Origin of the sequence: Streptomyces sp. NPDC048277, from assembly GCF_040652235.1 — a bacterium.
Taxonomy (GTDB): Bacteria; Actinomycetota; Actinomycetes; order Streptomycetales; family Streptomycetaceae; genus Streptomyces.
Genome location: NZ_JBEZLQ010000013.1, coordinates 214,378 through 239,597, shown reverse-complemented (window position 1 = coordinate 239,597; position 25,220 = coordinate 214,378). Strand labels below are relative to the sequence as shown.

General features: G+C 69.6%; 23 protein-coding genes. 15 read left to right on the top strand and 8 right to left on the bottom strand.

What is annotated here, in order from left to right; genetic code table 11:
- The first annotated feature begins 10 nt into the window (after positions 1–10).
- The 4 genes from AB0D85_RS27780 to cimA all read left to right on the top strand — a co-directional run bounded on the left by AB0D85_RS27780 (position 11) and on the right by cimA (position 4,960).
- Positions 11–1,051: an agmatine deiminase family protein gene (locus tag AB0D85_RS27780; protein WP_362325615.1), complete on the top strand. Its 1,041-nt coding sequence runs from the start codon at positions 11–13 to the stop codon at positions 1,049–1,051.
- A gap of 18 nt (positions 1,052–1,069) precedes the next feature.
- Positions 1,070–1,669: a TetR/AcrR family transcriptional regulator gene (locus AB0D85_RS27775; RefSeq protein ID WP_362325612.1), complete on the top strand. Its 600-nt coding sequence runs from the start codon at positions 1,070–1,072 to the stop codon at positions 1,667–1,669.
- A gap of 94 nt (positions 1,670–1,763) precedes the next feature.
- Positions 1,764–3,065 carry an MFS transporter gene (locus AB0D85_RS27770; protein ID WP_362325609.1) on the top strand — a complete coding sequence of 434 codons (1,302 nt, stop codon included), beginning with the start codon at positions 1,764–1,766 and terminating at the stop codon, positions 3,063–3,065.
- 284 nt (positions 3,066–3,349) lie between these two features.
- Positions 3,350–4,960 (top strand): citramalate synthase, encoded by a 1,611-nt coding sequence (gene cimA, locus AB0D85_RS27765; RefSeq protein WP_362325605.1) that lies wholly within the window; start codon positions 3,350–3,352, stop codon positions 4,958–4,960.
- Between the two features lie 120 nt (positions 4,961–5,080).
- On the opposite strand, the gene AB0D85_RS27760 is transcribed toward cimA, so the two are convergent.
- A complete protein-coding gene (locus AB0D85_RS27760; RefSeq protein ID WP_362325602.1) occupies positions 5,081–5,269 on the bottom strand; it encodes a DUF397 domain-containing protein in 189 nt (62 codons plus the stop codon).
- Positions 5,266–6,072: a helix-turn-helix transcriptional regulator gene (locus tag AB0D85_RS27755; protein ID WP_362325599.1), complete on the bottom strand. Its 807-nt coding sequence runs from the start codon at positions 6,070–6,072 to the stop codon at positions 5,266–5,268. Before AB0D85_RS27755 ends, AB0D85_RS27760 begins: the two co-directional genes overlap by 4 nt.
- Positions 6,073–6,184: 112 nt before the next feature.
- Between AB0D85_RS27755 and AB0D85_RS27750 the strand changes: the two genes are divergently transcribed.
- The 3 genes from AB0D85_RS27750 (at position 6,185) to AB0D85_RS27740 (ending at position 11,105) form a co-directional block, all read left to right on the top strand.
- Positions 6,185–6,598, top strand: a complete 414-nt coding sequence (locus AB0D85_RS27750; RefSeq protein WP_362325596.1) for an ATP-binding protein — start codon at positions 6,185–6,187, stop codon at positions 6,596–6,598.
- A gap of 75 nt (positions 6,599–6,673) precedes the next feature.
- Complete coding sequence (locus AB0D85_RS27745; protein ID WP_362325593.1) at positions 6,674–9,685, top strand: glycoside hydrolase family 3 N-terminal domain-containing protein; 3,012 nt, start codon at positions 6,674–6,676, stop codon at positions 9,683–9,685.
- A gap of 58 nt (positions 9,686–9,743) precedes the next feature.
- The gene (locus AB0D85_RS27740; protein WP_362325590.1) at positions 9,744–11,105 is read left to right on the top strand and encodes a hypothetical protein; all 1,362 of its coding nucleotides are present in this window, start codon (positions 9,744–9,746) and stop codon (positions 11,103–11,105) included.
- 56 nt (positions 11,106–11,161) lie between these two features.
- On the opposite strand, the gene AB0D85_RS27735 is transcribed toward AB0D85_RS27740, so the two are convergent.
- Positions 11,162–11,587, bottom strand: a complete 426-nt coding sequence (locus AB0D85_RS27735; protein WP_362325587.1) for a MarR family transcriptional regulator — start codon at positions 11,585–11,587, stop codon at positions 11,162–11,164.
- Positions 11,588–11,648: 61 nt separating this feature from the next.
- Here AB0D85_RS27735 and AB0D85_RS27730 point away from each other — a divergent pair, with 61 nt between their 5' ends.
- Entirely contained in the window at positions 11,649–12,704 is a 1,056-nt protein-coding gene (locus AB0D85_RS27730; RefSeq protein ID WP_362325584.1) for an FUSC family protein, read from the top strand.
- Here AB0D85_RS27730 and AB0D85_RS27725 read toward each other — a convergent pair.
- Positions 12,701–13,159 carry a MarR family winged helix-turn-helix transcriptional regulator gene (locus AB0D85_RS27725; protein WP_362325884.1) on the bottom strand — a complete coding sequence of 153 codons (459 nt, stop codon included), beginning with the start codon at positions 13,157–13,159 and terminating at the stop codon, positions 12,701–12,703. The two genes, AB0D85_RS27730 and AB0D85_RS27725, sit on opposite strands and share 4 nt — an antisense overlap.
- A gap of 260 nt (positions 13,160–13,419) precedes the next feature.
- Between AB0D85_RS27725 and AB0D85_RS27720 the strand changes: the two genes are divergently transcribed.
- Positions 13,420–13,623, top strand: coding sequence for an ATP-binding protein (locus AB0D85_RS27720; protein ID WP_362325581.1), 204 nt, complete (start codon positions 13,420–13,422; stop codon positions 13,621–13,623).
- A gap of 13 nt (positions 13,624–13,636) precedes the next feature.
- Here AB0D85_RS27720 and AB0D85_RS27715 read toward each other — a convergent pair whose 3' ends face one another.
- The gene (locus AB0D85_RS27715; protein WP_362325881.1) at positions 13,637–15,745 is read right to left on the bottom strand and encodes a tetratricopeptide repeat protein; all 2,109 of its coding nucleotides are present in this window, start codon (positions 15,743–15,745) and stop codon (positions 13,637–13,639) included.
- A 268-nt stretch (positions 15,746–16,013) separates the two neighbouring features.
- On the opposite strand from AB0D85_RS27715, the gene AB0D85_RS27710 reads away from it, so the two are divergent.
- The 3 genes from AB0D85_RS27710 (at position 16,014) to AB0D85_RS27700 (ending at position 18,865) form a co-directional block, all read left to right on the top strand.
- A complete protein-coding gene (locus AB0D85_RS27710) occupies positions 16,014–17,498 on the top strand; it encodes an ATP-binding protein (protein ID WP_362325578.1) in 1,485 nt (494 codons plus the stop codon).
- Positions 17,499–17,559: 61 nt separating this feature from the next.
- Entirely contained in the window at positions 17,560–18,243 is a 684-nt protein-coding gene (locus AB0D85_RS27705) for a DUF899 family protein (RefSeq protein ID WP_362325575.1), read from the top strand.
- Positions 18,244–18,280: 37 nt separating this feature from the next.
- Positions 18,281–18,865 (top strand): YdeI/OmpD-associated family protein, encoded by a 585-nt coding sequence (locus AB0D85_RS27700; RefSeq protein WP_362325572.1) that lies wholly within the window; start codon positions 18,281–18,283, stop codon positions 18,863–18,865.
- A 159-nt stretch (positions 18,866–19,024) separates the two neighbouring features.
- On the opposite strand, the gene AB0D85_RS27695 is transcribed toward AB0D85_RS27700, so the two are convergent.
- On the bottom strand, positions 19,025–19,621 hold the full coding sequence (locus tag AB0D85_RS27695) for a YceI family protein (RefSeq protein WP_362325569.1): 597 nt from the start codon (positions 19,619–19,621) through the stop codon (positions 19,025–19,027).
- Positions 19,622–20,021: 400 nt separating this feature from the next.
- On the opposite strand from AB0D85_RS27695, the gene AB0D85_RS27690 reads away from it, so the two are divergent.
- Positions 20,022–21,617 carry an acyl-CoA carboxylase subunit beta gene (locus AB0D85_RS27690; RefSeq protein ID WP_362325566.1) on the top strand — a complete coding sequence of 532 codons (1,596 nt, stop codon included), beginning with the start codon at positions 20,022–20,024 and terminating at the stop codon, positions 21,615–21,617.
- Positions 21,618–21,652: 35 nt separating this feature from the next.
- Positions 21,653–21,853, top strand: a complete 201-nt coding sequence (locus AB0D85_RS27685) for an acyl-CoA carboxylase subunit epsilon (RefSeq protein WP_362325563.1) — start codon at positions 21,653–21,655, stop codon at positions 21,851–21,853.
- 75 nt (positions 21,854–21,928) lie between these two features.
- Here the strand turns inward: AB0D85_RS27685 and AB0D85_RS27680 are convergent, their stop codons facing one another.
- A complete protein-coding gene (locus AB0D85_RS27680; protein ID WP_362325559.1) occupies positions 21,929–22,666 on the bottom strand; it encodes a hypothetical protein in 738 nt (245 codons plus the stop codon).
- 17 nt (positions 22,667–22,683) lie between these two features.
- Positions 22,684–23,757 (bottom strand): NlpC/P60 family protein, encoded by a 1,074-nt coding sequence (locus AB0D85_RS27675; RefSeq protein ID WP_362325556.1) that lies wholly within the window; start codon positions 23,755–23,757, stop codon positions 22,684–22,686.
- 214 nt (positions 23,758–23,971) lie between these two features.
- On the opposite strand from AB0D85_RS27675, the gene AB0D85_RS27670 reads away from it, so the two are divergent.
- Complete coding sequence (locus AB0D85_RS27670; protein WP_362325553.1) at positions 23,972–25,201, top strand: beta-galactosidase; 1,230 nt, start codon at positions 23,972–23,974, stop codon at positions 25,199–25,201.
- Positions 25,202–25,220 lie beyond the last annotated feature (19 nt).

Genomic DNA, 25,220 nt, shown 5'->3' with positions numbered 1-25,220 from the left:
GGGCCCTCGTATGACCACCCCCGCCTCCGACGGCTTCCGCATGCCCGCCGAGTGGACCCCGCACGAGCGCACCTGGATGGCGTGGCCGGGCCCCAACCCCACCTTCGACGACCCGGACGACCTCGCCGCCGCCCGGACGGCCTGGGCCACGGTGGCCCGTACGATCCTCCGCTTCGAACCGGTGAGCGTCGTCTGCGGCCCCGGCCAGTCGACGGCCGCGCGGGAGCTGCTCGGTCCGGGCGTCGACACCGTCGAGCGCGACCTCGACGACGCCTGGATGCGGGACGTCGGCCCCACCTTCCTGACCGACGGCAAGGGCGGACTCGGCGCCGTGGACTGGACGTTCAACGGCTGGGGCGCCCAGCACTGGGCCCGCTGGGAGCACGACGCGAAGATCGGCGCCCAGGTCGCGGACCTCGCGGGCGCGAAGACGTACGCCTCGAAGCTGGTGAACGAGGGCGGCGCGATCCACGTCGACGGCGAGGGGACCGTGCTGCTGACGGAGACCGTGCAGCTCGGCCCCGAGCGCAACCCGGACTGGACGCGGGAGGAGGTCGAGGCGGAGATCCACGGCATGCTCGGCACCCGCAAGGCGATCTGGCTGCCCCGCGGCCTCACCGGCGACTACCCCCCGCACGGCTTCGGCACCCTCGGACACGTCGACATCGTCGCCGCCTTCGCCCGCCCCGGCGTGGTCGTCGCCCACCACCAGCCGGACCCGGCGCACCCCGACCACGAGGTGACCCGGGAGGTCATCGGCCTGCTGCGGTCCCAGGCCGACGCGCGCGGCCGGGCGCTGGAGGTCGTCGAGGTTCCGGCGCCGACCGTCCTGGAGGCCGACGGCCACTGGGCCGACTACTCCTACATCAACCACTACCTCTGCAACGGCGGGGTCGTGCTGTGCGGCTTCGACGACCCGCGCGACGAGATCGCCGCGGGTATCTTCCGCCGGCTGTTCCCCGAGCGGACGGTGACGCTGGTGGACGCCCGTACGATCTTCGCCGGCGGTGGCGGTATCCACTGCATCACCCAACAGCAGCCGAAGATCTAGAGGATCCAGGAGTCGACGATGGCCGGTGCGCGCAGGAACGCCCCGCCCCGCGAGGACGTGCTCGCCGCCGCCATGGCCATGATCGCCGACCGCGGTCTGGAGAAGCTCACCATGGCCGCCCTCGGCCGCGAGGTCGGCATGAGCAGCGGCCATCTCCTCTACTACTTCCACTCCAAGGACGAGCTGCTGCTGCGGACCCTGGAGTGGAGCGAGGGCCGGCTGGGCGGCGAGCGCGGCCGGCTGCTCACCCGGCCCGGTACCGCCCGCGAGCGCCTCGACGGGTACGTCGACCTGTACGTCCCCGAGGGGCACCGCGACCCGCACTGGACCCTCTGGCTGGAGGTCTGGAACCGCTCGCAGAACGCCGACGAAACCGCCCGCGACCGGCAGGCCGCCATCGAGGGGGCCTGGCACCGCGATCTGGTGGCCCTCGTCGCCGAGGGCATCTCACGGGGCGAGTTCCGGCCCGTCGACCCCGACCGCTTCGCCACCCGGCTCCGCGCCCTGCTCGACGGCTTCTCCATCCACGTGGCGATCGGGCTGCGCGGCACGGACCGGGACCGGGTTCTCGGCCATGTCCGCGAGTTCCTGGAAACGGACCTCCGCGCGGACACGTGACCTTCCGGCCAGGGGAGGCGCAACGAACAGGACGTCTTCGTGAGGCATTTGCAGTAAAGGAATTCCGTGTTCCCGGTCCGGGCAGGAACGGCCCATGGGACGACAACACTGGAAGAAGATCTGGGTCGGCTCGGCAGGCAACATGGTCGAGTGGTTCGACTGGTTCGTGTACGCGAGCTTCGCCACCTACTTCGCCGGGGCGTTCTTCCCGAGCGGGAATCCCACCGCGCAGCTGATGAACACGGCGGGCATCTTCGCCGTCGGGTTCTTCATGCGCCCCGTGGGCGGCTGGCTGCTGGGCCGCGTGGGTGACCGCAGGGGCCGCAAGGCCGCGCTGACCCTCACCGTCACGCTCATGTCCGTGTCCGCGCTCCTCATCGCGGTCGCTCCGACCTACGACGTCGCCGGCTACGGCGGAGCCTTCGTGCTCCTCGTCGCCCGCCTCCTGCAAGGACTCTCGGTGGGCGGCGAGTACGCGGCCAGCGCCACCTACCTCACCGAGGCCTCCGACCCGCGCCGGCGCGGTTTCGCCTCCAGTTTCCAGTACGTGTCGATGACGGCGGGCCAGATCGCCGGCCTCGGCCTGCTGATCATCCTCCAGCACACCCTCTCCGACACCGCCCTGCACGACTACGGCTGGCGGATCCCCTTCGTCGTCGGCGCGCTCGGCGCCGCCGTGGTCTTCTATCTGCGCCGGTCGATGCTGGAGACCGAGGTCTACGAGGAGGACACCTCGCACGCGGCCGAGCGCGGCACCCTGCGCGCGCTGTGGCAGCACCGGCGGGAGGCGTTCCTCGTCATGGCCCTCACCATGGGCGGCACGGTGGCCTACTACACGTACACCACCTACCTGACGAAGTACCTGTCCAACTCCGCGGGACTGTCCAAGGAGACCGCCACCCTCGTCTCCTTCACCGCGCTCACCGTCTTCGCCTGCCTCCAGCCCCTCGCCGGCGCCCTCTCCGACCGCATCGGCCGCCGTCCGCTGCTGATCACCTTCGCGGTCGGGTCCACCGTCCTCACCGTGCCGGTCCTCTCCCTCCTCAAACACGCGAACGGATACTGGCCCGCCCTCGGCCTCTCCCTCCTCGCCCTCGTCGTGGTCACCGGGTACACCTCGATCAACGCCTGTGTGAAGGCCGAGCTCTTCCCGACCGGCGTCCGCGCGCTCGGCGTGGCCCTGCCCTACGCCCTCGCCAACGCCCTGTTCGGGGGCACGGCGGAATACGTCGCCCTGTGGTTCAAGAACGCCGGGATCGAGTCCGGCTTCTACTGGTACGTGGCGGGCTGCGCCGCCGTATCGCTTGTGGTGTACCTCACCATGCGGGAGACGAAGGACCTGGATCTGGCACGGGTGACGGCTCGCGGGACACCCAGTGTGACGACCGCATCCTGAGACGGTGAGTGAGTCGGGGGCGGGGCTGTGCCAGACTGCCCCCGTGCTCTCGTTCGCCATGATTATTGGCAGCAGGCGCGCCGGTCCGCAGTGACCACCACGTACGACCAGGTACGGGTGGCCATCGTCGTCCTCGACCCGCGCGCAGACCTCTCGCACCCGCGAGGGGTTTTTTCGTTTTCCGGCCCACCTTCAGCCGGAAGGCAGGCGCGAGGGACCATTGAGGGACGGTGGAGCCGGTCATTCCGGTACGACCGAGATTCGACATCAGGAGCCTTGAGACCATGACCGAGACGGAAACCAACGAGCTGGACGACTCGTTCCACGTCTTCGACACCACGCTGCGCGACGGCGCGCAGCGCGAGGGCATCAACCTCACCGTCGCGGACAAGCTCGCCATCGCCCGGCACCTGGACGACTTCGGCGTGGGATTCATCGAGGGCGGCTGGCCGGGAGCCAACCCCCGGGACACCGAGTTCTTCGCCCGCGCCCAGCAGGAGATCGACTTCAAGCACGCCCAGCTGGTCGCCTTCGGCGCCACCCGCCGGGCGAACGCCAAGGCGGCGGAGGACCCCCAGGTCAAGGCGCTGCTGGACTCCGGCGCCCCGGTGATCACGCTGGTCGCCAAGTCCCACGACCGGCACGTCGAGCTGGCCCTGCGCACCACCCTCGACGAGAACCTGGAGATGGTCCGCGACACCGTCTCGTTCCTGAAGGACCAGGGCCGCCGCGTCTTCGTCGACTGCGAGCACTTCTTCGACGGCTACCGCGCCAACCCCGAGTACGCGAAGGCCGTCGTACGGGCCGCCTCGGACGCGGGCGCCGACGTCGTCATCCTCTGCGACACCAACGGCGGCATGCTCCCCGCCCAGGTCAACGCCGTGGTCTCCACCGTCCTCGCGGACACGGGCGCCCGGCTCGGCATCCACGCCCAGGACGACACGGGGTGCGCGGTGGCGAACACGCTGGCCGCCGTCGACGCGGGCGCCACGCACGTGCAGTGCACGGCCAACGGCTACGGCGAGCGCGTCGGCAACGCCAACCTGTTCCCGGTGGTCGCCGCGCTGGAGCTGAAGTACGGCAAGAAGGTGCTGCCGGACGGCCGCCTGCGCGAGATGACCCGCATCTCCCACGCCATCGCCGAGGTCGTCAACCTCACCCCCTCCACGCACCAGCCGTACGTGGGAGTCTCGGCCTTCGCCCACAAGGCCGGCCTGCACGCCTCCGCGATCAAGGTCGACCCCGACCTCTACCAGCACACCGACCCCGCCCTCGTCGGCAACACCATGCGCATGCTGGTCTCCGACATGGCCGGCCGCGCCTCCATCGAGCTCAAGGGCAAGGAACTGGGCGTCGACCTGGGCGGCGACCGCGAGCTGGTGGGCCGGGTGGTGGAGCGGGTCAAGGAGCGTGAACTCCGCGGCTACACCTACGAAGCCGCCGACGCCTCCTTCGAGCTCCTGCTCCGCGCCGAGGTCGAGGGCAAGCCGCGCACCTACTTCCGCGTCGAGTCCTGGCGGGCCATCGTCGAGGACCGCCCCGACGGCACCCACGCCAACGAGGCCACGGTCAAGCTCTTCGCCAAGGGCGAGCGCATCGTCGCCACGGCGGAGGGCAACGGCCCGGTCAACGCCCTCGACCGCGCGCTGCGCGTCGCGCTCGAAAAGATCTACCCGCAGCTCGCCAAGCTGGACCTGGTCGACTACAAGGTCCGCATCCTGGAGGGCAAGCACGGCACGGAGTCCACGACCCGCGTCCTGATCTCCACGTCCGACGGCAGCGGCGAGTGGTCCACGGTGGGCGTCGCCGAGAACGTCATCGCGGCGTCCTGGCAGGCGTTGGAGGATGCGTACACGTACGGTCTGCTGCGGGCGGGAGTGGAGCCGGCGGAGTAGGTCCCGGGTTCGGCAGAAGTCCCTCGGCGAGCTTCTCGAACTCGCCGAGGCTCATCTGCGGCGCCGTTGTGGCTGGTCGCGCAGTTCCCCGCGCCCCTTCAGGGCGTTGCCGGACCGGAGTTAGTGGGACACGCCTCGTTCCGCGAGGCCCAGGAACGCGAGCCACGTGCGTGGTGCGACCGTGAGGACGGGGCCGGTGTTCTTGGAATCGCGGACGTGGACGGAAGCGGGCTGCGCGGCGACCTCGACGCACTCGCCGCCCTCGTTGCTGCTGTAGCTGGACTTGAACCACTGGAGTGCAGTGCTCATCGGTCTCCTAGCAATCCCTCAACGAGGCGCACGCTCTCGTCCGGTGAGAGCGCCTGTGACCGCAGCATTCCATACTTCAGTTGATAGTCATTGACCTCGTCGGGCTCCTCAACAAGGAAGCTGGCGCGCTGTACCTCCAGGTAGGCGAGGTCTACGTGCTCAAGGGTCTTCAGCAGGGTCATGGGGCCCGCGAGACCGGCGTGTGGCATCCGGTCCATGGGCATGATCTGAAAGCTCATGTGGACTGGTTCCGTGGATTCCAGGATGCGGCGGTACTGCTCCCGCATCACCTCGGGACCTCCGACCTGGCGCTTGAGGATGCTCTCCTCCAGGACGAAGTGGCACACAGGAGGCCGCTCCCGCTCCAAGACCAACTGCCGTTCCATACGGGCGTTCACCCATTGCTCCGCCGTCTCGCTGCCGAGTGCTGGGTACCGGGCGTCGAAGGCGGCGCGACAGTATTCCCTGGTCTGAAGCAATCCGTGGACCATCAGGCTCTGGTACGACAGGATGCTCAGTGCGTCCTGCTCGTGATCCACGTACCCCTGCGCGAACTGCACCACCTTCTCCCGCACCGGCATCCGCGCCACCAGCAGCGCCAACGCACCCTTCGTGTCGAGCAGTTCGTCGAACTGTTCCGCCCGGTCCGGCTGGAGCGCCAGTCTCCCCTGTTCGATCGATCCCACCGTGTCGACGTGGATGTTCGCCGACTCGGCGAACTGCTCCTGTGTCAGGCGGGCCTGTTTCCGGAAGTGCGCCACGAGCGCACCGATCGCCTGCCACGAACCGACCTTCTTCGACATGGCCGACCTCTTCCCCCGTACGTGCCCGAAGTCCCCGTAGCGCGCCCGTAGTAATCAGGACTACGACTTCACTCACTGCCTCATCGTAGTCACTCCCTGTGACAGTCGCCTCATGAACGCCCCACCCCAACTCCTTCGCGCCCGCACCGCCCTCTATCCCCGGGACCGCAGATCGGTGGGCATCGCCCGCGACCTCACCCGCATCACCCTCGCCGACTGGGGTCTGCCCCAGCGGAGCGACGACGTACTGCTCTGTGTGAGCGAACTCGCCACCAACGCCCTGCTGCACGGCGTCCCGCCGGGCCGCTGCTTCCGGCTGGAGCTGAGCCTCGACACCGACGGTGTCCTTCGCGTCGAGGTGCAGGACAGCGGTCCGGGCGAGGTCCGTACCCCGGGCGTCACACCCGAGTCGGAGCACGGCCGGGGACTTCTGCTGGTCGCCGCGCTGTCCGACGACTGGGGCGTGCGGCAACGGGAGCCGGGCAAGGCGGTGTGGTGCGAGTTCCGGGGCTGCCGGACGTCTTGACGATCCCTTGGGCCGCCCGTTAACTCACGAGGTGAACTAAGTCATTTGCGAGACACGAGAGTTGAGGGAAGGTCCATGCGAAGAACCGCCCTGCTCGTCTCCACCGCCTTGCTCACCGCACTGATGCCCCTCGCCGCGGCCCGTGCCGCGGACGACCCCGCGCCCACCCCCGTCGACCGCTTCGAGGGCGAGGTCCCCTTCGCCTCCCAGCCCGCCGAGGGCATCTTCACCTGGGGGAGCGACAGCGACGACCCGCCGACCCTGCAACTCGCCGACCGGGCCGACGCCCCCGAGGGCGCCAAGGTCCTCTCGGGGACGTACGACATCAGCGGCTACGGCGGCTTCACCCACGACTTCGCCGCGACCGAGCCCGCCCACGACTGGTCCGCCCACAAGGGCATCCGCTTCTGGTGGGACGGCCAGGACAACGGCAAGAAGATCGCCTTCGAGATCAAGGACGGCGGCGCCAACGGCGAGGCCTCGGAGCTCTGGACGACCTCGTTCACCGACGACTTCACCGGCTGGAAGCAGATCGAGATCCCCTTCACCGACTTCGTGTACCGGACCGACTACCAGCCGGTCGGCGGCATCGACCACGTCCTCGGGCTGACCCAGATGTGGGGGTACGCGGTCACCCTCCCCGTCGGGATCAACGGCCGGTTCGCCATGGACGACGTGGAGCTGTACGGCAAGGCGGACCAGGCGCTGCGGGCGTCCGTGAGCACGGACGCGGCCGTCTACCCGGTGAAGGAGGGCGGTACGGCGTCCGTGAAGGTCACCGTGGCCACGACCGGCTCCGCCCCGATCGACGACCCGGTGACCGTCGCCTACGAGACGACGGGCGGTACCGCCGAGGCCGGCAAGGACTACAAGGCGGTCTCCGGCACCCTCACCTTCCCGGCGGGCACCGCCTCCGGGGCCACCCGCACCATTCAGGTGCCGACGCTGAAGGACCGGTCGGCCGAACCGGCGGAGACCATCCCGCTGAAGCTCACGGTCAGCGGCGCCAAGGCCCCGGCCGAGACCCCGCAGGTCGTCATCGACGCGCACGGACTGCCGTACCTGGACGCCAAGTTGCCCGTGAAGAAGCGCGTCGCCGATCTCCTCTCCCGGATGTCCCTGGAGGAGAAGGCCGGACAGATGACCCAGGCCGAGCGCGGTGCCGTGGGGACCGGGGGCGACGTCGCCGCCTACGACCTCGGCTCGCTGCTCTCCGGCGGGGGCTCGACCCCCACGCCCAACACGGCCGCGGCCTGGGCGCAGATGATCGACGGCTTCCAACTGCGCGCGCAGGCGACCCGGTTCCAGATCCCGCTGATCTACGGCGTCGACGCGGTGCACGGCCACAACAACCTGGCCGGCGCCACGATCATGCCGCACAACATCGGCATCGGCGCCACCCGTGACCCCCGGCTGGCCGAACGGGCAGGCGCGGTGACGGCGTCCGAGGTCCGCGCCACCGGCATCCCCTGGGACTTCGCCCCCTGCCTCTGCGTCACCCGTGACGAACGCTGGGGCCGCTCCTACGAGTCCTTCGGCGAGGACCCGGCTCTCGTGAAGTCCATGGAGACGGTCATCCAGGGGCTGCAAGGGCGCGCGAACGGACAGGACCTGAGCCGCAACGACAAGGTCCTGGCCACCGCCAAGCACTTCGTCGGCGACGGCGGCACCGCCTACGGCTCGTCCACGACCGGGTCGTACACCATCGACCAGGGCGTCACCACCGTCACCCGGCAGCAGCTGGAGGCGATCCACCTGGCGCCGTACCAGACCGCCGTGGACCGGGGCATCGGCACGGTCATGCCGTCGTACTCCTCGCTCGACATCGTCGGCGACGGCCAGGGCCCGGTGAAGATGCACGCCCGCGCGGACATGATCAACGGGGTGCTCAAGGACCGGATGGGCTTCAAGGGCTTCGTGATCAGCGACTGGAACGCCATCGACCAGCTCCCCGGCGACTACGCGACCCGCGTCCGCACGGCGGTGAACGCGGGCGTCGACATGATGATGGTGCCGTACGGGTACGCGGACTTCACCGCCGCCCTGATCGCCGAGGTGAAGGCGGGCCGCGTCACCGAGCAGCGCATCGACGACGCGGTGTCCCGCATCCTCACCCAGAAGTTCAGGCTGGGCCTCTTCGAGCACCCGTACGCCGACACGTCCGGCGCCTCGGGGATCGGTTCCGCCGCGCACCGGGCCGTCGCCCGGCAGGCGGCCGCCGAGTCCCAGGTGCTGCTCAAGAACTCCTCCGGCGTCGTGCCCCTGAAGAAGTCGCAGAAGGTGTACGTCGCCGGGTCCAACGCCGACGACCTTGGCAACCAGACCGGCGGCTGGACCATCACCTGGCAGGGCGCCTCCGGCACCCACACCACGGGCACCACCATCCTCCAGGGCATCCGCGACGCCGGTGGGGACGCCACGTACTCGAAGGACGCCTCGGCGCCCATGACCGGCTACGACGTGGGCGTGGTCGTCGTCGGCGAGACCCCGTACGCCGAGGGCGTCGGTGACGTCGGCAACGGCCATGACCTCGCCCTGTCCGCCGCCGACCAGGCCGCCGTGGACAAGGTGTGCGCGGCCATGAAGTGCGCGGTGCTGATCGTCTCCGGGCGGCCGCAGCTGATCGGCGACCGGCTCGGCGAGATCGACGCCCTGGTGGCGTCCTGGCTGCCGGGCACGGAGGGCGACGGCGTGGCCGACGTGCTCTACGGCAAGCGGGCCTTCACCGGACAGCTCCCGGTCACCTGGCCGAAGTCCGAGGCGCAGCTGCCGATCAACGTGGGCGACGCCTCGTACGACCCGCAGTACCCGTACGGCTGGGGTCTGACGACCGTGACCGACACCCCGAAGGGCGGCGCGGCCACCCTGCGGGCGCTCGCCGTCGCGGCGAAGGCCGCGGAACGGGCGGGAGCCGACGCGACCGGCCGGAACCTGGTCACCAAGGCCCGGCTGCTGGTCCAGGCGAGGATCGGCCAGTCGATCACGGCGGCCGTGGCGAAGCCCTTCGCCGACGCGGACCATCTGCTGCTGACCGGCAGGTACGGCGCGGCGGTGCAGAAGCTGACGGAGGCCTACCAGGCGGCGTAGGTGACGTAGGCAGTGTAGAGAATGACTGGGTTTGGGGGGCTTCGGGTAGTTTCGAAGCATGAAGGCCGTGCTGCGCGTGCTGCGGACCCGAAGCCTCCCGGGCCTGCTGCTGGTCCTGGCGGTGATCGCCCTGACGGCGTTCGCCCCGCGGGCCACGGCGGCCACCGGTGTCTCGACGATCGCCGAGGCCCTGCGCAAGAGCCCGGTGTACGTCGACCCGGCGGCCGCCGGACAGCTGTCCACGACCGACGCCGACGCGCTGGCCCGGCAGATCAAGGACGCGGACAAACCCGTCTTCGTCGCCGTCCTGCCGGCCGGCTACCCCACCCGGAACCTCTTCACCGACCTGCGCACGGCCACCGGCATCACCGGCCTCTACGCCGTCCGGCTCGGCGACCGCTTCGACGCCCGCGCCGACTCCTCGGTCCTGCCCAGGACGGCCGTGCAGAACCTGGTCACCAGCGTCCAGGGCGAGAGCGGCGCCAAGGCCCAGCTGACCGACTTCACCGACCGCGCGCTGACCAACATGGGCGGCAGGGCACCCTCGACATGGGGCGGCGGCAGCACCGGAACCGGAGTCTCCAGTACGGCGCTGATCACGATCGGAGCCGTGGTGGTGGGCGGCGGGGCGGGCGCGTACGCACTGGTCCGCCGCAACCGCCGACGGCACGAGGAGGAGCAGCGGGCCGCCCTCGACCGGCTCCGGGTGGTCGTCGACGAGGACATCACCGCCTTCGGCGAGGAACTGGACCGCCTCGACTTCCATCCGGCCGAGCCGGGCGCCGACGACGCGATGCGCGCCGACTACGAGCGCGCGCTGAACGCCTACGACCAGGCGAAGGCCGCGATGGCCGACGCCCGCAGACCGGAGGACGTCCGCCCGGTTACCCAGGCACTGGAGGACGGCCGCTTCTCGCTCGCCCAGCTCGCCGCGCGCCGTGCGGGCCGCCCGCTCCCCGAACGCCGGCCCCCGTGCTTCTTCGACCCCCGGCACGGCCCCTCCGTCACGGACGCCGCCTGGACCCCGCCCGGCGGCTCGCCCCGCGAGGTCCCGGTCTGCGCGGCCGACGCCACCCGGCTCGCCGACGGCCGCGACCCCGTGATCCGCGAGGTCGACACCGAGTACGGCCGCCGCCCCTACTGGGACGCGGGCCCGGCCTACGGCCCCTGGGCGGGCGGCTACTTCGGCGGCGGCATCCTCCCCGGCCTCCTCCTCGGCACGGCCCTCGGCGGCTGGATGTCCGCACCGGCCTACGCGGCCGACTACGGCACCGGGTACGGCGACTTCGGCACCGGCGGCTACCAGGGCGGCGACCTGTCGGGCGCGGACTTCGACCCCGGGGACTTCGGGGACTTCGGCGGGGGCGGGGACTTCGGTGGCGGGGGCGGCGACAGCGGGGACTTCGGCGGCGGCTTCTGACCTGCGTCCGGCCTGCGTCCGGCCCGCGTTTGGCTTGCTTCCGGCCCGATCGTGGCCTACTCGGGGTCTCCCAGCCGCTCCAGCACCGAGGCGGCGAGCAGCAGTACCCCGCGTTCGGTCTCCCCGAGTGACTGCAACGCCTGGGCGAGCCAGGCGTCACGCTGGGCCATGTCGGCCTCCAGCGCCCGCCGCCCGGCCTCGGTGAGGGTCAGCACGGACTGCCGCCGGTCGACGGTCCCGGCCTCCCGCCGGATGAGCTCCTCCGCCTCCAGTTCGGCGAAGACCCGGGTGAGCGACTGCGGCCGCTGCCGCTCGGCCGCCGCGATCTCGCCGGGCGTCGCGCTGCCGCGCCGGTGCAGGTACCCGAGGACGACGAGCTGGTTGGCGCTGAGACTCCCGTCCCCGCGTTCCTGCCGGAGCCGACGGTTGAACCGGGTGACGGCACGACGAATGCGGGCGGCGTCGGAGAGGGCGTGATCCATAAGAGAGATGCTAAGCGAGAGCTGACAACTCTCACGCTGAAACTCCCGTACTATCGCCTCCGTGACCGCAAAACTAATACGCAACGCGTACGAAGCGGCGCTGACGATGACCGCTGTCCTGCTCTGCTGGTCCGCTGCCCTTGCGCTGGAGGGGGCGGCCGGGCTGCACACCGACGTACTGGTCCTGGCGGTCGCCCTGAGCCTGACCCTCGCCGCCAGTCAGCGCACCGCCGACACCCGGCGCCGCCTCACCACGCTGGTGGTGCTGCCGCTGACGGCGGGCGCGTCGATCTTCCTCGGCCGCCTGATCGCCTCGCACTACCCGATCGGTGCCGCCGTCTACGCGGCCGGGATGGCGCTGGCCATCTGGATCCGCCGCTACGGCCCCGCCGCCACCAAGGCCGGCACCCTGATCGCCCTTCCGCTGGTCGCCCTGCTCATCGTCCCCGGCCCGGCGCTGCCGCCGGAGGCACAGAGCGGGCTGGTGACCTGGGGCTGGGCGGCGCTGGTCGGGGCGCTGGCGTGCGCCACGGTGTGGCTGGTGCAGGGGCTGGGCGACCGCTTCGGCCCCTGGCGAGCGGAGCCCGCCCCCGCCCCGCCCGCCCGCCGCTCCCGCCTCCACCCCCGCCCCAGCACCCGCATGGCCCTGCAGATGGCGGCCGGAATCGCCGTCGCCTTCGCCCTCGGCCGCCTGCTCTTCGACGACCACTGGCCCTGGGTCGTCCTGACCGCGTACGTCGCCGCGAGCGGCAACCGCGGCCGAACGGACGTACTGCGCAAGGGAATCGAGCGCCTGGCCGGCGCCTGCGTCGGCACGCTCCTGGCGGTGGGTGTGGCGGCGGCCGGCATCACGGGCCCCACCGCGGTGGCCCTGATGTTCACGGTCCTCACGATCGCCCTCTGGCTGCGCCCCCTCAACTACGCCTACTGGGCGGCCGGCATGACCTGCGCCCTCTCCCTCCTCCTCGGCTACTTCGGCCAGAACGCGCAATCCCTGCTGCCGACCCGCCTGGAGGGCATCGCGGTGGGCGCGGCCCTGTCGGTGGCCTCGGCGTGGTGGCTGCTGCCGGTGCCGAAACGCCCTGTGCCGAGCGCCGCACGGCCGGCCTCAACCTAGTGGTGCCAGGCGCTCCCGCCCGTGTTGTGGATGAAGCGTTGCAGCACCTTGAGAGTGACGAGGTACTCCTCGTCGGAGACGCCCGCGTGCCGTTCCGCCCGCAGCTCGTCCTGAACGGCCGCGGCCTTGTCGTAGAACGCCCTGCCCTCGGCCGTGAGGCTCAGGCGGCCCTCGGCGTCCTCGGTGATCCACCCCTGGACGATGACCGTATCGATCTCGGACTCCAGGGTCTCCGAGCCCGTGTCGAGGTAGTTCCGCAGGACGCGGGACACCTCGTCGCGGGTCTTGACGTCCTCGGCTCGCGCGACCTGCGCGAGGACCCACCACTGCGGCTGGGTGGTGCCGATCCCGGCGAGCGCCGCGCGGGTCCGGTCGACGACGGCCTTGAACGCGGCCCAACTCCAGTAGCCGATGGGCTGCTGGACAAGTTCGGCATCGGTGTGCGAGTACTCCACGTCCGGTCCCTCCGTCTTCACCTGACCTGCTCCGACAAGACCGACCGTAAAAACTCAACCTCACTTGAGGTCAAGCCCCTCCCGCCGGATCCGGCGTCTTCCGGTCGGGGCGCGCGGAGGCATAACACTGTCCAGCGGCATGCCACCAGGCAGGAGGGGAAGGTCCGTTGGTGACGGAGACTGATCCGGGTACAGACCGAGCCGCCACAGGGCACGCCCGTCGACGGACAGACTGATCCACCCGCGCCAACGCCCGGTGAGTGAGCGAACTGACCACCAACACCGTGCTCCACGGTGTGCCCCCGGGCTACGGCTTCCGCCTCCAGCTGGCCCTGCACCCCGACGGAGACCTCCGCTCCGAGGTCCACGACAGCGGCCTGGGCGAACTCCGCTACGGCGAGATGTCGCCGGAGTCGGAACACGGCCGGGGCCTGATGCTGGTCAGCCTGCTTGCGGACAAGTGAGGGTCGGGAGTGACTACTTCATTCTGTCGAGAGCCTCGGCGGATTCCTCTTGTGCGTCTGCTCGGGTGAACGCGTCGGCAGCCCAACGCCAAGCCTTCAGCGCCTCTTCGTTCTGTCCATGAGAGTCATAAAGCAGGGCGATGTTCCGCCGGGCGATACCCGCTTCGTACCAGGCCTCCAGCTTCGAATAGGCTGCCGCGCATGCTCCAAACGATTGCAGCGCCATGTCGAAACTCCGAACTTCGACGAGTACTTGCCCAGTGTTGTTCCATGCATTGGCTTCTCCATGTCTGTCACCAAGATCCCTGAAGATATCGGCCGCGTTCATATACGCATTCGCTGCGGCGTCGAGGTCTCCCAGATCTTTGAGAACCAAGCCAAGTCGGAGCCACGCGATCGCCTCCCGCCGTCGATCGCCTAGGCGAGCATGGATGCGTCGCGCCGTGCGGTGTGCCCGGACGGCGTCCTTGAGTCGGCCAAGTAATCTCAGGCTTGTACCGAGGTCATTCCATACCATCGCTGCCCGGTGTTCGTCACTCAATTGGGAGAAGATCGTCAGAGCGAATTGGCGCATCTGAAATGCGATCGCGAACTGATCCAGTTCGTCCATGCTGGAAGCGATATTGGTCCATGAGATCGCCTGGCCGGTACGGTCACCGAGGGAATAGGAGAGGCGCAGTCCCTTTGTGTGGGCCTTGGCGGCATCAGTATGGCGGCGCAAGTCTTGGAAGACGTTTCCCAACGTGCTCCATGCAGATGCTTCCAAGTTCCGGTCTCCATTGGCTTGGGCGGCGGACAGTGCTGCTTTGGCTACTGCTTCTGCGTCAGTGTGGTAACGGCCCAGTCGCAAGTACTGGTGAATGCAGATCCCAAGCATCGATGCATGGTCGGAGTGTTCGGACTCATTGGCCCAAAGAGCTGCCCCAACCAGGGTGGATCGCTCGATATCGAGCCAGGCCAAGGCCTCGGTATGGCTTGTGAACAGGTCGGGAGCTTCCGGCATCAGCAGACCGTGAAGGTGTTTGTCTGCCCCCATGGCCAGCCTGAGGAGGGAATCGATCAGTCCGTTGCGGGCATCCGTCGCCTCGGCGAGGTGCCCCGGTCGTTCCGCGATCAATACGTGGGCGTAATTGCGGATTAGGTCGTGCATGCTCCAACGCTCGCCGCTTCCTGACGGGGTGATCAAGAAGGAGGCTGCCAATTCGTCGAGCTGGTCAAGAGCCTCAGCCGAGGACAAGGCGGAGAGGGCACAAGCGGTCGCGACGCAGAAGTCCACCCCGGGAGACTGGGCAATCTGCCGGAAAAACTTCGCCTGTTCTGTGTCTAGTCGCGCATATGTCATATCGAATACGGGGCGCAGAGCCAGAGTTCGCTCGTATTGGTCCATTCCCTGAAAGTGTAGTTCGGTCACTCGATCGGTTGCCGCCTGAAGGTCGGTGACCACGGTGGAAATGGAGCGGGATCTGCGTCGTCGCAGTTGGGCCGCTACGATCTGTAAAGCAAGTGGCATGCACCCGCAGAGTTCCACCAGTTTCCTCACCGCATCTGGCTCCTCGGCAACTCGGGAGTCGTGGGGGTTTTTGAGCCGGAGAGACCGCTCGACAAGCGTGACGGCTTCGTCCGGATGCAGGGAACCAAGGTTGATTTGTAGTGCGGGCGGTGAATCAAGACTCTCCCGAGAGGTCACCAGGACGCGGTGCCTGGAGTCGCCGGGGAGTAGGGGCACTACCTGTGATGGATCGGACACGTTGTCGAGAATGATCAAGACTGGCCCGTGTCGGTTCAGTTGAGACCGGTACCAAATATACAACTCGTCCGAATCAATTAGCATATCGCCGTCACGGACACCGAGAGCACGCAGAAGTGAGAGTGCAGCTTGTTCAGGTGCTACAGAAGCCTCATCGTAGCCACGCATGTTGACGAACAGGGTGCCGCCGGGAAACCAAGATTTCACGGCGTGTGCGACGTGGAGGGCCAATGCGGTCTTACCCATTCCGCCGAGCCCGCCCACCGCTACGATCGGTGCCGCCTCGGAGATCCCGGCCGCGTTGGGGTCCAAAGCCTTCGTCAGCTGGGCCACCTGCCTGTCACGGCCCGTGAAAGCGGTAGGTGGGGCTGGCATACCCGACATCGCGGTAGGGGCAGGGCCGTAGTAGTGGATGTGCTCCTCGGCCTTTCCTGCTACCGGGCCGTAAAAGGTGCTTCCGCTGAAATCGACGTGGTCGCCCTCGCCTGCAGTCTCGCTCCACCCCCGCTGCGTCACAGGCCAATCCTGGCCCATGACGCGGGCGCGTGTGCTCGAATGCCCGTCACTGTCAGGTCCCAGGCTCGTTAGGGGAAACGTACTTCCGGGAAACGTACTTCCCGGATCTTCCCTTCAGGAGACGTCCATGCCCCCGTCCCGCCCCCACCTCCCGAAACCCCCCGACATGTTCGCCCGCGACTGGGAGTGGAGTGAACTCACCGCCTTCGCGGGCGACGAGGGGCCCGAGGCCACCATGGCCGTCGTCTCCGGGCGGCGGCGCCAGGGAAAGTCCTTCCTCCTCGACTCGCTCGCCCGGGCCGCCGGAGGGTTCTACTTCTGCGCGTACGAGGCGACCGAGGCCGAGTCGCTGCGCCGCTTCGGTGAGGAACTCGGCCAGTACAGCGGTAGCATCGCGCCTATGCGGTTCGACCGCTGGGAGCAGGCAGTCGACGCCCTCCTTGCTCTGGGGAAGGAGCGGCCTCTCCCTGTGGTCATCGACGAGTTCCCGTACCTCGCCAGAGCGACTCCTTCACTGCCCTCGATCGTGCAGGTGGCGTACGGCCCTCGGCGGCCGGAGCGACTCCAGTCCCGCACCCGTCTTCTGCTGTGCGGAAGCTCCCTCTCCTTCATGGGCAAGCTGCTCAGCGGTACGTCGCCGCTCCGCGGTCGCGCCGGTCTCGAACTCGTCGTCCACCCACTCGACTTCCGGCAGGCAGCCGACTTCTGGGGCATCGAGGACCACCGGCTCGCGCTCCTCGTGCACAGTGTCGTCGGTGGGACTCCCGCCTATCGCAGGGAGTTCGTACGCGACGACACCCCCGTCGACCTGGCCGACTTCGACGCCTGGGTCTGCCGTACCGCGCTCTCCCCCCGCTCTCCGCTCTACCGCGAAGCCCGCTATCTGCTCGCGGACGAGTCCGACCTGCGGGACCGGGCCCTGTACCACTCCGTCCTCGCGGCGCTCGCGTCCGGCAACGCCACGGCGGGGCGGATCGCCGGCTGCCTGGAGCGGCCCACCAGTGACATCACCCATCCCCTTACGGTCCTTCAAGACTGCGGACTGGTGCGCCGGGAGACGGACGCCTTCCGCCGGAACCGCAGTGTCTACCGCGTCGGCGAACCGCTCATCGCCTTCGACCACGCCATCTCCCGGCCCAAACTTTCCCTGCTCGACCGGGGCCTGGCGGAACAGGTCTGGGAGAGCTCCCGTTCCCGTTTCCTCTCCGCCGTCGTGGGCCCGCACTTCGAACAGATCTGCCGCGAGTGGGTTGCCCACTTCGCCGCTCCGGAGACTTTCGGAGGCATGCCGATCGATGTCTCGTACGGGACCGTCCAGGACCAGGCCGAGCGCACCGGACACGAGATCGACGTGGTCGTCCGAGGGGCCGTGGGCCAGGACAGCGGAGTCCTGCTGTCCCTGGGCGAGGCCAAGTGGGACCAGGTCATGGGTCTGGGGCACCTGGAACGACTGCGTCACGTCACCGCGCTGCTGGCCGGACGTGGTGTCGACACATCCGCTGTCCGGCTCGCCTGCTACAGCGCAGCCGGGTTCACCGACGACCTCCGGGCCGCCGGCGACCGGGGAGAGGTGGTGCTGGTCGATCTGGCGCGCCTCTACAAAGGTGAGTGAGCCGGCCGGCCGTCCTAGACTCGAAGTACCGCCACGGGGGACCCCACTCCAGGAGGACGCGATGGCGCGGCAGACCAGGCTGGCCGGGGAGACCGAGGAGTATCTCGGCGCCCGGGAGGAGCTGCGGCTGGCCGAGGTCGGGCTGATGCGGCGCCGGGAGGAGGTCGCGGCACTGCGGCGGGCGCTCCCGCCGGGGCCGGCCGTCGACGACTACGTCTTCCTCGAAGGGCCCGCCGATCTCGACGCCGGTGACACCCCGGTGCGTGAGGTCGCGTTGAGCGAGCTGTTCTCCGGGCCCGGACGGCCGCTGATCGTCTATCACTTCATGTACGGCAAGCTGCAGACCGGTCCCTGTCCGATGTGCACGATGTGGATCGACGGCTACGACGGCATCGCCCACCACGTGGCCCGGAACGCCGACTTCGTCGTCGCCGCGGCCGCCGACCCGCCCACCCTCCGGACGTACGCCCGCGAACGCGGCTGGCACCGGCTGCGGCTGCTCAGTTGTGGTGACAGCACGTTCAAGTACGACCTGGGCAGCGAGGACGAGGACGGCGCGCAGGACTCCACGGTCTCCGTCTTCACCCGCGACGGCAGCGGCACGGTCCGGCACGCCTACTCCGCCCATCCGCGCATGGCCGACGACATCCAGGAACGCGGTATCGACCTGCTGACGCCCGTCTGGCACCTGCTCGACCTGACCCCGCAGGGACGAGGGAACTGGTACCCGAGCATCGACTATTAGGACGGTTCCAGGCCTAATTCCTCCCTACCGTGTCGCCATGACCGCAAGCGACACCGCCGAGACGTCCGCCGCCCTGGCCTTCGCCTCCGCCTCCGGCCTGGACTCCTGGCTCACCGCCCACCCCGCCCCGCACCCCGGCCTCTGGGTGAAGGTCGCCAAGAAGGGCTCGGGCCTGGTCTCCGTCAGCTGGGCCGAGGTCAACGACGTCGCCCTCTGCCACGGCTGGATCACGGGGCAGCGCAAGGCACTTGACGCGACGTACTTCCTGCAGAAGATCACCCCGCGCAGGCCGGGCAGCCTCTGGTCCATGGTCAATGTGCGCCGGGTGGCGGAGCTGACCGCCGCCGGCCGGATGCGTCCCGCGGGGCTCGCGGAGGTGGCCGCGGCCCAGGCGGACGGGCGGTGGGACGCGGCGTACGAGCCGCAGAGCGAAGCCCGGGTCCCCGAGGACCTGGCGGCGGCGCTGGAGCGGAACCCCGAAGCCGGGACGGCCTTCCAGGCCCTTGGACGGACGGACAGATACCAGGTGATCTTCGGGCTGCTCACGGCCCGTACCCCGCAGGGCCGGGCGGCCAGGCTGACGGCCGCCCTGGCCCGGCTGTCCGCCCGGCCGCGGACATGACCGAGCGCCCGGCCTCCGCGCGGGGCAGCGGAGGGCGGGCGCCAGGGGCAGTGCAGAAAAGTGGCCGGGCGCGCTCGGACGCCGCCGGTGCTTCCGGCGGGTCCGCGGCGCCGGGTCAGGCGTTCCGGGCCGTCGGGTCAGGCGTTCCGTGCCGCCGGGTCAGGCGTTCTTGATCGCCGAGATGTCGAAGTTCAGCTTGATCTTGTCGGAGACGAGGACGCCACCGGTCTCCAGCGCCGCGTTCCAGGTCACGCCCCAGTCGGAGCGCTTGATCTCGGCCTTGCCCTCGAAGCCGACGCGCTCGTTGCCGAACGGGTCCTTGGCGGCGCCGTTGAACTCCAGGTCGATGGTGACCGGCTTGGTGACGCCGAGAATCGTGAGGTCGCCGGTGATGCGGTAGTCCTCGCCGCCGAGGGCCTCCGCCTCGGTGGAGCGGAAGGTCATCGTCGGGAACTCGTCGGTCTTGAAGAAGTCCGCCGACTTCAGGTGGCCGTCACGGTCGGGGCTGCCGGTGGTGATGCTGTCCATCTTGATGTCGAGCGACGCGGTGGACTTCGCCGGGTCCTCGCCGTCCAGGTGCAGCGTGCCCTCGAACTCCTGGAAGCTGCCCTTGACGTTGGTGACCATCGCGTGGCGGGCCACGAAGCCCAGCGTGGTGTGCGACGGGTCGATCGTGTAGTCGCCGGTCAGCGCGGCCGTGTCGGCGGTCGTGCCGGCGGCGGTCGTCTCGTCGTTCTTGCGGCCGAAGATGCCCATGACGTGCTCCTTGGGGGGACGGGGTGTTGATGTTTAACGTTCAACGAACTCAACGGAAGTCACCGTAGGCCTATTCCATTCAACTTTCAACATCATCGGTCGGCGTGTCGCGGTCATTACTCAACGTAACCTCGTGCGGGTCGTATCGCGACTAGGGTGTGGGGGCTGTCCGGGGGCTGTCCGGGGAGGTCTGTCACTCCGGGGGCGGTACGGGCCGCCCGTGAATGTGAGCCGCGTCTCAGGTGATGCCTTTGTGGCACTTCTACAACGGCGAAGCCCCTTGAGCAGTCGGAACGGCTGCATGCCGTTCTGGTTCTGTTCAGTGGTTCCAGGAAAACGCGTCGGAGACTGTACGGAGTCGACGTCTCGGATTCCTTGGTGTCCTTCGTAAGGTCACTACATGACCGTTTTGGAAGAGACGACGGGCGAACCCACCGGCGAACCGACGGACGCGCGCGGGCGGGTCGCCGAGCTGCACGAGATCCGTGCGGCGGCCGTGGCCGGACCCAGCGAGAAGGCGACCGAGGCGCAGCATGCCAAGGGCAAGCTGACGGCCCGGGAGCGCATCGAGCTGCTCCTGGACCCGAATTCCTTCCAGGAGGTCGAGCAGCTGCGCCGGCACCGTGCGGTCGGGTTCGGTCTGGAGGCCAAGAAGCCCTACAGCGACGGTGTCATCACCGGCTGGGGCACGGTCGACGGCCGTACCGTCTTCGTCTACGCCCATGACTTCCGGATCTTCGGCGGCGCGCTGGGCGAGGCCCACGCCACCAAGATCCACAAGATCATGGACATGGCCATCGCGGCCGGTGCGCCCCTGGTCTCCCTCAACGACGGCGCGGGCGCCCGTATCCAGGAGGGCGTCAGCGCCCTGGCCGGCTACGGCGGCATCTTCCAGCGCAACACCAAGGCGTCCGGTGTCATCCCGCAGATCAGCGTGATGCTCGGCCCGTGCGCCGGTGGCGCGGCCTACTCGCCCGCCCTCACCGACTTCGTCTTCATGGTCCGCGAGACCTCGCAGATGTTCATCACCGGCCCGGACGTCGTCAAGGCGGTCACCGGCGAGGAGATCACCCAGAACGGCCTCGGCGGCGCCGACGTCCACGCGGAGACCTCCGGCGTCTGCCACTTCGCGTACGACGACGAGGAGACCTGCATCGCGGAGGTCCGCTACCTCCTCTCCCTCCTCCCGCAGAACAACCGCGAGAACCCGCCCCGCGTCGAGTCCAGTGACCCGCTCGACCGCCGCTCCGACGTCCTGCTGGACCTGGTCCCGGCCGACGGCAACCGGCCGTACGACATGACCAAGGTCATCGAGGAGATCGTCGACGACGGCGAGTACCTGGAGGTCCACGAGCGCTGGGCGCGGAACATCATCTGCGCGCTGGCCCGCATCGACGGCCAGGTGGTCGGCATCATCGCCAACCAGCCGCAGGTCCTCGCGGGCGTCCTGGACATCGAGGCGAGCGAAAAAGCTGCGCGCTTTGTCCAGATGTGTGACGCTTTCAATGTTCCGATCGTCACCTTCCTGGACGTACCGGGCTTCCTCCCCGGTGTCGACCAGGAACACGGCGGGATCATCCGCCACGGCGCGAAGCTCCTCTACGCCTACTGCAACGCGACCGTGCCGAGGATCTCGCTGATCCTGCGCAAGGCGTACGGAGGTGCCTACATCGTGATGGACTCCCAGTCGATCGGTGCCGACCTCACGTACGCCTGGCCGACCAACGAGATCGCGGTCATGGGCGCCGAGGGCGCGGCCAACGTGATCTTCCGCCGGCAGATCGCCTCCGCCGAGGACCCCGAGGCCATGCGGCAGAAGATGGTCAAGGAGTACAAGGCCGAGCTCATGCACCCCTACTACGCGGCCGAGCGCGGCCTGGTCGACGACGTCATCGACCCGGCCGAGACCCGCGAGGTGCTCGCCAAGTCCCTGGCGATGCTGCAGACCAAGCACGCCGACCTGCCGTCCCGTAAGCACGGCAACCCCCCGCAGTAATCCTGCGGAAACCTCTCTCACGGAGACTGACGCCCATGAACGTGCCTGACATCCGCGTCGAGAAGGGCAATGCCGACCCGGAGGAAGTCGCCGCCATCACGGCGGTCCTCCTGGCCCGCGCGGCCGCCCGGCCGACCGCCGACACCGAGCAGACCCACCACCGAGGCCGTGCCAAGGCCGGCTGGCGCCGCCTGGAGCGCGAGAACGGCTTCCGCGCGCCGCACAGCTGGCACTGAGTCCTTACGCGTACGACCGTCGGCCCCTCACTTCCGGGTGAGGGGCCGACGGCCTGTTGTCAGCGGCCCGCCGTGTCAGCAACTGCCGCCGGCGTTGTCGCAGGCCGTCTGGGCGACCGCCTGGACCAGGGCCTGTTCGGCCTGCTCCAGCCACCACGGAGTCTCGTTCCGCAGGTCCACCGCCTGGCCGAACGCCTCGTCCATCCAGTTGGGCTCCAGACCGTCGTCACTGGCGGTGCAGTCCGAGACCCGCTCGTTGTCGCTCTCGGCGGCGCTGGTCAGTGCCTGGGCGAAGGCACTGGTCGAGTCGTAGTACGACTGCTCCATCTTGGCGAACGCGTCGTCCACGCTCTGGTCGGTGGGCGCGGGCGCGGGGTTCACGCCCTTGTTCTGGAGCTCGGTCGCCCAGCGCTGGGCGTTGTTGCTGATCCAGTTCTTCATGAACTCCTTGAACGCCTCCTCGCTCGTCGTGGCCTGCCAGCACTGCAGGGCGCTGTACCCGCCGATCGGCGCGCCGGCCGAACTCCCCGGTCCCTGCGGGCAGTCGGCGCCCTGCCCGACGCCGACGGTGCCGGTTCCCGGGTTCACGACCACCGGGTCGGTGCCGGCGCCCGGCGCACAGGCCACGGTGTCGGCGACGGAGCGGATCTGCGCGGCGTGGGAGGGGTGTCCGGTGAGGCCGGCCAGGGCGCCGGAGGTCTTGAGGCCGACGCCGGTGCCGACGATCGCCGTGGCCGTCAGGAGGGCGGCGGTGACGCGCAGGGACGGGCGCCCGGACAGGAAGGACGGGCGGTGGGACAGGAACTTGAACACGGGTTCTCCTCGGGTTGTCAGTACCAGTGGTGCGTCTGCCAGAAGGCCCAGGCCGCGCAGGCGCTGCCGTAGCGGGCGGTGACGTAGGAGCGCATCCAGCGCACCTGGGTGGTGGGGTCGGTACGCCAGTCACCGCCGAAGCGGGCCATCTTCGAACCGGGCACGGCCTGGGCCAGGCCGTAGGCGCCGGACGTGGGGTTGGCCGCGGTGGTCCGCCAGCCGGACTCGCGGGTGATGATCTCGGCGGCGCAGGGGTACTGGGCGCCGAAGACGGCGGCCGTGGCCCGGCGCGCGGAGGCGGGAGGTGCCGTCGGCGCCTTCGCGGGCGCCCGGACCCTGACGTACGCGTCGACCGCGGCGGCGGCCGGCAGGGGCGCGTACCGGACCAGGGTGCCGGTGTGGGCGGCCTCGATGACCCGGCCGGCGCCCGCGTACAGCTGGACGTGACCGAAGGCGTAGGTGAAGACGAGGTCGCCGGGGCGGAGGGCGGCGCGGGTCGTGCGCGAGCCGGTGCGGGCCTGGGCGGCGGCCGTACGCGGCAGCCGGACGCCGGCCGCGTGCCAGGCGGCCTGGACGAGGCCCGAGCAGTCGTAGCCGCCGTCACCGGTGCCGCCCCAGCGGTACGGGGTGCCGAGCCGGGTGCGGGCGAACGTGACCGCGACGCTGCCGTCGTACGACGGGACGCGCGTGGTGTGCCGCACGGGGCGGGGGCCGCCCCGGGGGACCGTCAGCCGGTCGCCGGCGCGGATCAGGGTCGAGGCGCCGAGGTGGTTGGCGCGTTGCAGGGCGGCGACCGTGGTGCCGTAGTGGCGGGCCAGGGCCCACAAGGTGTCCCCTGGGCGCAACAGGACGGTGCGGGTGGGGGGTTGGGCGGTGTGCCGGGTGACGTGGGCGGGGGAGTGCACGGCGGCGGCGGCGGTGGTGGTGGTCGGTCTGTGCGGGGCGGAGGCGGTGGTGGTGGTCGGTCTGTGCGGGGCGGAGGCGGTCGTGGCGGTGGCGTCCGCTGCCGTGGGGGCGGCGGTCAGCGAGAGGAGGACGAGGGCCAGGAGGAACGCGAGAAGAGGGATGCGGGTCAGTCGGGTGGCGGTCATGGCTGTTCTCCCGGAGGGCGGGGGGAAGAGGCGATGACTCCACTGCACGGTGCGCCGAATTGACGCACCAGCAGTTTTTGTTGACCGAATGACCGCGGACAGCGCCCGGTACGGCGGGCTGTCCGCAGTCAACTGGTCAACAAACAAAGCTGGTTGCTCGGCGGGCTCTTGCGTGGACTGGAGGCAGACCCACCCGAGACGAAGAGAGGTCACCATGCGGAGCTCGAACCAGTCCCCGGTGCGCCGCCGGGCCGTCGCCTACGCGGGCGGTGCGCTGGCGGCGGTCCTGACCGGCACGGCGCTGTACGCCCTGCCGCACCTGGCCGGCGCCTCCCCGACAACCCGGATCGCCGACACGGCCGCCTCCGGGACACCGTCGGCGGCTTGCGACACGTCGTCGTCGGCGTCGGCGACCCCGGGAACGCCGTCGGCAAGCCCCCTGAACAGCCCGGACATCGACTCGGCCACGCCGTCGGGTTCGCCGTCCGGTTCGGCGTCCGCCACGCCCACCGTCTCGACGCCGGCTTCATCCTCCTCGGCACCTTCGGCCGGTCATCCCTTCCAGGGCGTCTACGCCTTCAGCGGGGGCAACACCTCCGACCTGGCCGCGGACCCGGACGTGGCCGGCCGGTCGCTGGTCTACTACTGGGCCCAACTGGAGCCGCAGCAGGGCAGGTTCTGCTGGAACCTCGTCGACCAGGACATGAAGCCCTGGGTGGCCGCGGGCAAGAAGGTCGTGCTGCGGGTGTCCGCGGCCGGCTGGGCGAAGTGGGACACCGCCGCCGACTCCGCGCACGGCACCCCCTCCTGGGTCTACGCGCAGGGCGTGAAGTCGGTGACCGAGCAGGACGGCGCGGTCATGCCGCAGTACTGGAACCCGGCCTTCGAAAGCGACCTGGACGCGTTCCTCGCCGCGTTCGCCGCCCGCTACGACGGCAACGCGGCCGTCTCCGCCGTGGACATCTCCCTCGGGGTCGGCGGGGAGAGCAAGGCCGACAGCGAGAAGAACCCGGACCTGCTGTCGCTGTGGCAGTCCATCGGCTACACCGACGAACTCTGGTGGGGATACGCCCAGCACACCATCACCACCTACACGAACGCCTTCCACCGCACGCCGGTGGCGCTGATGCCGGACAAGACGTTCATCGGGGGCACCGCCGGATACGACGAGAGCAGGATCGTCGACTACGCGGTGGCCAAAGGCATCTGGCTCCAGGACAACGGCGTCGTCCCCGGCCGCAGCCTGTCCGCGCCGTGGGGACAGACGCCGGTCGTCGCGGAGATGCGCGGCGCGACGGACGAGACCGGTGACAACCTGGCCGACGACCTGAAGGCCGCGGTCGCCGAACACCCCGTGTTCATCCTCGTGTTCACCAGCGACATCACCGACGCCAACCGCGCCGTCCTGCACGCGGTCGCCGTGACCGCGGGCACCGGGGGCTGAGCGCCCCGCCATGGCCGGA

Coding starts and splice junctions, on each gene's coding strand:
- AB0D85_RS27780 (WP_362325615.1), top strand. CDS start 11: ATGACCACCCCCGCCTCCGACGGCTTCCGCATGCCCGCCGAGTGGACC.
- AB0D85_RS27775 (WP_362325612.1), top strand. CDS start 1,070: ATGGCCGGTGCGCGCAGGAACGCCCCGCCCCGCGAGGACGTGCTCGCC.
- AB0D85_RS27770 (WP_362325609.1), top strand. CDS start 1,764: ATGGGACGACAACACTGGAAGAAGATCTGGGTCGGCTCGGCAGGCAAC.
- cimA (WP_362325605.1), top strand. CDS start 3,350: ATGACCGAGACGGAAACCAACGAGCTGGACGACTCGTTCCACGTCTTC.
- AB0D85_RS27760 (WP_362325602.1), bottom strand. CDS start 5,269: ATGAGCACTGCACTCCAGTGGTTCAAGTCCAGCTACAGCAGCAACGAG.
- AB0D85_RS27755 (WP_362325599.1), bottom strand. CDS start 6,072: ATGTCGAAGAAGGTCGGTTCGTGGCAGGCGATCGGTGCGCTCGTGGCG.
- AB0D85_RS27750 (WP_362325596.1), top strand. CDS start 6,185: ATGAACGCCCCACCCCAACTCCTTCGCGCCCGCACCGCCCTCTATCCC.
- AB0D85_RS27745 (WP_362325593.1), top strand. CDS start 6,674: ATGCGAAGAACCGCCCTGCTCGTCTCCACCGCCTTGCTCACCGCACTG.
- AB0D85_RS27740 (WP_362325590.1), top strand. CDS start 9,744: ATGAAGGCCGTGCTGCGCGTGCTGCGGACCCGAAGCCTCCCGGGCCTG.
- AB0D85_RS27735 (WP_362325587.1), bottom strand. CDS start 11,587: ATGGATCACGCCCTCTCCGACGCCGCCCGCATTCGTCGTGCCGTCACC.
- AB0D85_RS27715 (WP_362325881.1), bottom strand. CDS start 15,745: ATGCCAGCCCCACCTACCGCTTTCACGGGCCGTGACAGGCAGGTGGCC.
- AB0D85_RS27710 (WP_362325578.1), top strand. CDS start 16,014: ATGCCCCCGTCCCGCCCCCACCTCCCGAAACCCCCCGACATGTTCGCC.
- AB0D85_RS27705 (WP_362325575.1), top strand. CDS start 17,560: ATGGCGCGGCAGACCAGGCTGGCCGGGGAGACCGAGGAGTATCTCGGC.
- AB0D85_RS27700 (WP_362325572.1), top strand. CDS start 18,281: ATGACCGCAAGCGACACCGCCGAGACGTCCGCCGCCCTGGCCTTCGCC.
- AB0D85_RS27695 (WP_362325569.1), bottom strand. CDS start 19,621: ATGGGCATCTTCGGCCGCAAGAACGACGAGACGACCGCCGCCGGCACG.
- AB0D85_RS27690 (WP_362325566.1), top strand. CDS start 20,022: ATGACCGTTTTGGAAGAGACGACGGGCGAACCCACCGGCGAACCGACG.
- AB0D85_RS27685 (WP_362325563.1), top strand. CDS start 21,653: ATGAACGTGCCTGACATCCGCGTCGAGAAGGGCAATGCCGACCCGGAG.
- AB0D85_RS27675 (WP_362325556.1), bottom strand. CDS start 23,757: ATGACCGCCACCCGACTGACCCGCATCCCTCTTCTCGCGTTCCTCCTG.
- AB0D85_RS27670 (WP_362325553.1), top strand. CDS start 23,972: ATGCGGAGCTCGAACCAGTCCCCGGTGCGCCGCCGGGCCGTCGCCTAC.